The following is a 7,355-nucleotide window of genomic DNA, read 5'->3' on the forward strand; positions in this document are numbered from 1 at the left end:
TAAACACATCAACAAATATGTTTTATGGACCAAAAGTATCAGGTTCATGGGGAGTTGGTGTAAGTTTGGTGGGAGCTTCTGGTGTTGATGGAACTTTGACAGGAATAGTAAACCCTAATGGAGTTTTAACAGGTATAGCAGGACAATTATATACAAATACAGTAACTGGTGAGTTATATAAAACAAAAGATGGTATTACTTGGGAGCTGGTAGACAATGATGAACAAGATATGTCTTTAACTGGTAATATTATTAGTTTAACTAAATCGCTGTCAACGGTTGATTTGAGTAACTCTACGTTAGCAACAAGTGTAACAAATAACACTACAAAAATTGAAAACTTAAATAGGCTAAATAGTATAAGAGTTTTAACTGATCCGTCCTCATCTACAACAATTTTAGATTCAGATGGTACTGTTATCATTCAAAATACAGCGCTCATATCTTTAAGTTTATCTCCTGTTTTGTTACCTGATCCTGTTACAAGCAACGTTGGTCGAAAAATAACAATAGTATACAGAACCTCAGGTTTGGTAAGTTTAGGTATTAATGTTACCACTTTGAGTGGTGGAAATAGAATAAAAGGGTCAGTTTTAAATGCTCTCAATGTTTCTGTTGTAGGAACAAATACTTCTGTAACTTATCAATGTGGGTTAGATCCAGATGGTACTAATTACTGGTATGTTGTAAATAAAAGTTTATTATAGTATAAATATATAGTTATGAAAAAGATTTATATGATATTGATAGTTATTTATGCAATTAAGAGTGTACAAGCTCAAGTTATTAATAAAGGGGATTTTTATGTAGCAAATAATACAATGGTTAGTGTTTATGATAATACTATCAATAATGATGGTAGCGAATTGGTTAATAATGGGGATCTTTATTTTTTTAAAGATTTAGCTAATAATGGAAATATTACTTTTACCTCAAATAATAATATAAGCGGAGTTTATTTTGTTGGGGATGAGCAGCAGATTATTAGTGGATCTGGTTTAACTAATGTGTTTGATATTGAATTTAATAACAGTACAAGTTCTTTTGCTTTTTCTTTAGAGAAAGAATTAATTATACATGGTACTTTATTGTTTCAAAATGGTGTTATACATAATACAACACAAGGAGTATTGAGTTTTCAAAGTAACTCAGATTACGAAAATTTAAACAATCAAAGTTATGCAAATAATAAAGCGAGAAAAAAAGGGAACTCAGCTTTTATATTTCCAGTGGGAGATTATAAATTAGACACATTTATATCTAGGCCGTTAGAAATTAGTGCTTCAGATAATATCAATAATCAATTTTTAGTAACTTTTAATTGGAGTAACTCTGATGTTGATTTTTCTCACAATAGCAAAGAGCCTTCTATTGGTTTAATTGATATGAATGAATTTTGGGAAATCAATAGAGAGATTGGTAACTTTGATGTATCTATAACATTAACATGGAATAATATAACTACTCCTGATTTTATAAGATCAAACCCTACAGATATGATTATTGTTAGGTGGAATGGTTTTAAGTGGGTTAATGAAGGGGGAGTAGTTGATGTTGGTAATAGTAAAATTACTTCAAACGTTTCTGAGTATGGTATTTTCACTTTAGCAAGTAAGTCAAATATAGAAGTAGCTAGAGTTGCAAATATGTCGGATTCTTTTTCTCCAAATGGAGATGGAATTAATGATACTTTTGAAATTCTCGGTTTAGTTGATAGTTACCCTAACTTTAAGATGAAAGTTTATGATAAATATGGTAAATTATTGTTTAATTATAGAAATAATGGAAATTTAAGTCCTAATTGGTGGGATGGAACGTTAGAAGGAAAAGAAATGCCTGTAGCTACCTATTGGTACGTTATTGATTATAATGATTCAAAGACAAAAGCTTATCAGGGTTGGTTGTACCTAAATAAATAAATTAAATGAAAATACATATTGTATTATTACTTTCATGCTTTTTTTTAATAACTAAAGTTATAGCACAGCAAACCCCTGAATACACTCAATACATGTATAATATGTCAGTTGTTAACCCTGCTTATGTAGGTATTAATGAAGGGGTTAGTTTAGGTTTTTTAGCAAAAACACAATGGGCAGGTGTAAATGGAGCACCAAAATCTATAAATGCTTTTATTCATAGCCAAGTTGGTGAAAATATAGGATTAGGGTTGTTTTTAATTCATGATAAAATAGGACCAGTAACAGAAACGCATAGTTATGCGGATTTTTCTGTAACAATAAAACCATCAAAAAAATCTAAATTATCATTTGGTTTAAAAGCAGGAGCTACTTTTCAACAAATAGGGTTGTTAAAATTAAATCAAACAGACCCCAACGACCCAAAGTTTAATCAAAATGTAAACAAAACGTATCCAAACTTTGGAATAGGGGTGCTTTATTATTTAGAAAGATTTTATTTGGGTCTTTCAATACCTAATATCTTAGAATCATTACATTTTGAAAGGTCAAATGGGATTATTGTCAGAGCTTCTCAAAAAACAAATGGTTTTTTAACTACAGGCTATGTTTTTAATTTAAAAAAGTATTTTAAATTAAAGCCATCAATATTGACAAGGTACAATAATAGTTCTCCGATACTTATAGATATGTCTTTGAACCTATTATGGAAAAACAAATTTGAATTAGGTGTTTCACATAGGTTTAATAATTCATGGAGCGGAGTTGTTAATTTAAAAGCAACTAATAATTTAAGAGTTGGGTATGGTTATAATCATGTTATTTCTAACTTTAGTCGATTTAATTCAGGGTCACATGAGGTCTTACTTCTTTTTAACTTTCAAGAAAACCCCACATTAAATAGATTTTTTTAATTTATTTTCGATACCAGTATACTGTTCTGCCAAATAATGCAGCGCCAACATAGCCTCTAACTTTTAGTTTGTTGTTGTTTTTTAGTTGGATAAAACAACTATATATTTTTCCATTTTTAGGATCTAAAATTTTACCACCGCTCCATTCATCATTATTTTTAGATAAGCCTGTTAAAATATTCATTCCTAAAATAGGTTTGTTTTTACGTTCACCTTTACATTTATCACATACGGAGTTTTGTTTTTCTTTTTCTGTAATTTCGATGATTTTAGCAAAAGCCTTTCCGTTTTTTTCATAAATCTCAATAACAGAATCTACTTTATTGGTTTCTTCATCTCTATTTTCCCACTTTCCAAAAATGGTTTGAGCATTGATAGAAAAGCTAATGATACATAAAAAGCTGAAAAGTGTTTTTTTCATTATTATAAAGATTTAGTAAAGTTAATATCTAAAAATATTTAAATTAATCATATTGAGCATCAAAATTACTGTCCCATTTTTTTTGAACACGTAATACTTGCTCAATAACATCACGAGCACAACCTTTACCACCATTTTTATCAGAAATATATTTTGACACTTGTTGAATCTCACGAACAGCATCATTTGGGCAACATGGCATGCCGACTAATTTCATTACAGGGTAATCAGGTATATCATCACCCATGTAAGCAATGTTTTCGGGTTGTAAATCGTATTTGCTTACTAATTCGTTAAATTGTTTAATTTTATCATGAGCACCTAAATAAATATCTGTAATTCCTAAGTTAGCTAAACGAGTTCTAACGCCTTCGTTTTTTCCTCCAGAAATAATACAAACCCTAAACCCAGCTTTTACTGCTGCTTTTAAAGCATAACCATCTTTAATATTCATTTGGCGTACTAATTGTCCGTCAGGAAAAACGGTTACAATTCCGTTCGTTAAAACACCGTCAACATCAAAAATAAAAGTATTAATTTTTGGTAATAGTTCTTTATAGCTTTTTTCCATTTTCTTGGATTGATTTTGTAATAAGTTGATAAATTTCTTGTTGTTGTTTATTTAATAAATTCAAATGATTTTGAATTGTTTCCTTATCATTTCTCTTTGCAGGTCCTGTTTGTGCTTCAGCAGGATTTAAGGTAATAACTTTATGTGCTGTTTCCTTAATTAGCGGATGTAAAATTTCAAAAGGTATACTATGTTCAGTACAAATATCTGCACCAATTTTATACATATTATTGGTAAAATTGTTTACAAAAACAGCTGCAACATGTAGTTTTTTTCGTTGTTCAGAATTAATAGCATATGTTTTTTTTCCTATTGCTTGCGCTAATTTTTGCAAAGTTTCAAAATCTTGTTTGTTTTCGACCTCTAAACAAAACGGAACTTCATTAAAATTTATTTCTTTATTTTTAGAAAAACTTTGCAGTAAGTAAAAAACACCTTTTCTACCCTTGTTTTTTAATGAGTTTAATGAAGCACTACCAGAGGTGTGAACAATTAAAGCGTTTTTTTTATCAATTTTAGAAGAAACATCAATTATAGCATCATCAGAAACGGCGATAATATAAACATCGGCATCCATCAATAAATCTAAACTATTGGTAATAGAAACAATGTTTTTAAAATGTTCAATTTGCGCAATATTTCTGGCATATACTTGTAACAACGATACTTCTTTTGCTTTATTAAAAGCTTTTATTAAGTGTGTTGCCACATTTCCGCCACCAATAATGGTAATTCTAATCATAGGTACGAAGATATTGAATTTATATTATAGTAATTAAACTAATATTAAAAAGGTAAAATATAAAAGAATAGATGGTTTAATGCTGAATTTGTAAATTAGCTTATTAAAATAACTAGAATATGAAATTAGATATATTGGCGTTTGGATCGCATCCAGATGATGTGGAATTGGGTTGTGCAGGCACTATTGCTAAAGAAATTCATTTAGGTAAAAAAGTAGGTGTAGTTGATTTAACTAGAGGTGAATTAGGTACACGAGGATCGGCAGAGTTACGGGATAAAGAAGCAGCAGAAGCAGCTGATATTTTAGGGGTTTCTGTTCGTGAAAATTTAGGTTTTGCTGATGGTTTTTTTAAAAATGATAAAAAGCATCAGTTACAAGTTATAAAAATGATTCGTAAATATAAACCAGATATAGTGTTGTGTAATGCGATTAGTGATCGCCATATCGACCATCCGAAGGGAAGTAAATTGGTTTCAGATGCTTGTTTTTTAAGTGGATTGTTAAAGGTAGAAACGGAAATTGATGGAATAGTTCAAGAAAAATGGAGACCTAAACAAGTATATCATTATATACAATGGGAAAATGTAACCCCAGATTTTGTTGTTGATGTAACAGGTTTTATGGATCTGAAAGAAGCATCGGTTTTAGCATATTCATCTCAGTTCTTTAACCCGAAAAGCAATGCGCCTGAAACACCAATTACAAGTAAAAATTTTACAGAAAGTATACGTTATAGAGCAAAAGATTTGGGTAGATTGATTGGTGTAGATTTTGCAGAAGGTTTTACCTCAGAGCGTTACGTTGCAATTGAAAATTTAAGTAAATTAATTTAAAAAAAAGTTTTGTAGATATCATAAACTGTTATATATTTGCACCCGCAAGTTACATGGTGGTTGTAGCTCAGTTGGTTAGAGTATCGGTTTGTGGTACCGAGGGTCGCGGGTTCGAATCCCGTCTTCCACCCAAAAAGTCTTCTCATTTGAGAAGACTTTTTTAATTTAAATGAAAAAAAACTTCTCGATTATTTTTGAGAAGTTTTTTTTGTTTTTAACCATTGATCATATTTATTTATATGTTTAAAACGTTTATGAGACCATAAATAGTATTCAGGTTGTTTGTTAATGTTTTTTTCTGCTATTTTTAAAAATTTATCGGTTATTTCAAAATTAGCGTACTCTTTAGGCGTTGTTGTTATTAACTCAAATTCTGTTTCAAAATAACCTCTTTTTATTTTAGTTGTATTCATGTTAACGACTATTAAATCGTGTTTTTTAGCTAAAACTTCAGCGCCAGTATGTACAGGTACTTTTTGATTTAAAAATTGTGCCCAATAACGTGTTTTGTGTAGTTGTGGAGATTGATCGCTTAATAAAATATATAAGGTCTGTATTTTTTGAGCTTCCCTACTGTTAATAGTTTTGTTAAATATTCCGGTAGGTACACCATCAAAACCAAATTTGGTTCGTGAAGATTTTATTACTTTTTCAAAATAAGGATTCTGAATTTTAGTATACGCGCCAAAGCAATTAATAGTTAAATCAAAAGGCATTCCGAAAGCCCATTCCCAGTTTGCTTGATGAGTACCTACTAACGCAATACTTTTTCCTTGTTTGGTTAATTCGTTTATTAGCTCAGGGTTTTTGTAGATGTACCTTTTTTTTATCTCTTTCTTAGAAATAGTAAACGATTTGATACTTTCGAAAATTAAATCAACAAAATGTTTAAAAAATTTTTTACAAAGTATATTAATCTCTTTCTCGTTTTTATTAGGAAAAGCTAATCGTAAATTATTAATAACTACTTTTTTTCTGTAGCCAATTATGTTAAAGATAATAAAGCGAAAAAAATCAGAAATTACATAAAGCAGTTTCATGGGTAGGATTGATAAAATCCAAATTAAAGGATAAACAATTAAAAATGTAAGCAGTTTCATTCAATTAAAAATTTCAGCAAATATCGTATTAAATCACGAACAATTTACTTTATTAACTTTTGATTATGTTTGTGGTTATAAATATATACTATGAGTCAAATTATTTTAATACTAATCGTTGCAAATGTTTTAGTATCGTATAAGGGATTTAATGATATTGTTTTTTTTGATCGCTATAAGTTTCAGATTCAAAAAATACTAAATGGAGAAAAATTACGAATGTTGACTTCGGGTTTTTTACATGTTGATTGGATGCATTTAGGGTTTAATATGTATGCTTTATATCTTTTTGGCAAGGTAGTGGTTGGTAATTTTGGTGTTTCTTATTTTTTATTGATTTATTTTGGAAGTTTACTGGCAGGAAGCATGTATTCTTTATATCAGCATAAAAAGGAATTTTATTACAGCGCTGTTGGAGCGTCAGGAGCAGTATCAGGAGTGGTATTTTCATCAATAATGTTGTATCCAGACATGGAATTAATTATGCTGCCAATTCCAATTCCTTTACCAGGATATGTATTTGGAATAGGGTATTTATTGTATTCTATATACGGAATGAAAAATCAAGTGGGTAATATAGGGCATTCAGCACATTTAGGAGGTGCAATAGGGGGCTATATATTAACTTTAATTTTAAAACCTAGTGTAATAGGTAACAATACCCTAATGATAGGGGTGATTGGTGCGATTATAGTTGGTTTGTTTTTGTTTGGAGATAAATTAAAACTAAATAAATAAGCATAAAAAAACCGAAACATTTGTTTCGGTTTTTTTTGAGCGAAAGACCAGGTTCGAACTGGCGACATTCAGCTTGGAAGGCTGACGCTCTACCAACTGAGCTACTTTCGCATT

Annotated in this window: 9 protein-coding genes and 2 tRNA genes; 6 read left to right on the forward strand and 5 right to left on the reverse strand. The window is 29.9% G+C overall.

Going from position 1 to position 7,355, the window contains the following annotated elements; all coding sequences use genetic code 11:
• The 3 genes from Q4586_RS13770 to Q4586_RS13780 all read left to right on the forward strand — a co-directional run.
• On the forward strand, positions 1 to 707 hold a 707-nt coding region (locus Q4586_RS13770; protein WP_303529940.1), incomplete at its 5' end, for a hypothetical protein.
• Between the two features lie 15 nt (positions 708 to 722).
• A complete protein-coding gene (locus tag Q4586_RS13775; protein WP_303529943.1) occupies positions 723 to 1,919 on the forward strand; it encodes a T9SS type B sorting domain-containing protein in 1,197 nt (398 codons plus the stop codon).
• A gap of 5 nt (positions 1,920 to 1,924) precedes the next feature.
• Positions 1,925 to 2,833, forward strand: a complete 909-nt coding sequence (locus Q4586_RS13780; protein WP_068703721.1) for a PorP/SprF family type IX secretion system membrane protein — start codon at positions 1,925 to 1,927, stop codon at positions 2,831 to 2,833.
• Position 2,834: 1 nt separating this feature from the next.
• Here the strand turns inward: Q4586_RS13780 and Q4586_RS13785 are convergent, their stop codons facing one another.
• Genes Q4586_RS13785 through Q4586_RS13795 form a run of 3 tightly spaced genes read right to left on the reverse strand, consistent with a single transcriptional unit; the run spans position 2,835 to position 4,567 of the window.
• Positions 2,835 to 3,254: a DUF2147 domain-containing protein gene (locus Q4586_RS13785; protein WP_068703723.1), complete on the reverse strand. Its 420-nt coding sequence runs from the start codon at positions 3,252 to 3,254 to the stop codon at positions 2,835 to 2,837.
• A gap of 43 nt (positions 3,255 to 3,297) precedes the next feature.
• On the reverse strand, positions 3,298 to 3,825 hold the full coding sequence (locus Q4586_RS13790; protein WP_303529947.1) for a KdsC family phosphatase: 528 nt from the start codon (positions 3,823 to 3,825) through the stop codon (positions 3,298 to 3,300).
• On the reverse strand, positions 3,809 to 4,567 hold the full coding sequence (locus tag Q4586_RS13795) for a Rossmann-like and DUF2520 domain-containing protein (protein WP_303529949.1): 759 nt from the start codon (positions 4,565 to 4,567) through the stop codon (positions 3,809 to 3,811). The genes Q4586_RS13790 and Q4586_RS13795 overlap by 17 nt, the downstream gene beginning before the upstream one ends.
• A gap of 119 nt (positions 4,568 to 4,686) precedes the next feature.
• On the opposite strand from Q4586_RS13795, the gene bshB1 reads away from it, so the two are divergent.
• Both bshB1 and Q4586_RS13805 read left to right on the forward strand, forming a co-directional pair.
• The gene (gene bshB1, locus Q4586_RS13800) at positions 4,687 to 5,403 is read left to right on the forward strand and encodes a bacillithiol biosynthesis deacetylase BshB1 (protein ID WP_303529952.1); all 717 of its coding nucleotides are present in this window, start codon (positions 4,687 to 4,689) and stop codon (positions 5,401 to 5,403) included.
• 55 nt (positions 5,404 to 5,458) lie between these two features.
• A tRNA-His gene (locus Q4586_RS13805) sits at positions 5,459 to 5,534 on the forward strand.
• A 57-nt stretch (positions 5,535 to 5,591) separates the two neighbouring features.
• Here Q4586_RS13805 and Q4586_RS13810 read toward each other — a convergent pair.
• A complete protein-coding gene (locus Q4586_RS13810; RefSeq protein WP_303529954.1) occupies positions 5,592 to 6,503 on the reverse strand; it encodes a lysophospholipid acyltransferase family protein in 912 nt (303 codons plus the stop codon).
• 90 nt (positions 6,504 to 6,593) lie between these two features.
• Between Q4586_RS13810 and Q4586_RS13815 the strand changes: the two genes are divergently transcribed.
• Complete coding sequence (locus Q4586_RS13815; RefSeq protein WP_068703735.1) at positions 6,594 to 7,241, forward strand: rhomboid family intramembrane serine protease; 648 nt, start codon at positions 6,594 to 6,596, stop codon at positions 7,239 to 7,241.
• A gap of 38 nt (positions 7,242 to 7,279) precedes the next feature.
• Here Q4586_RS13815 and Q4586_RS13820 read toward each other — a convergent pair.
• Positions 7,280 to 7,352, reverse strand: a tRNA-Gly gene (locus Q4586_RS13820).
• Positions 7,353 to 7,355 lie beyond the last annotated feature (3 nt).

The sequence above is a fragment of the Tenacibaculum soleae genome (genome assembly GCF_030549005.1).
Taxonomy (GTDB): domain Bacteria; phylum Bacteroidota; class Bacteroidia; order Flavobacteriales; family Flavobacteriaceae; genus Polaribacter; species Polaribacter soleae.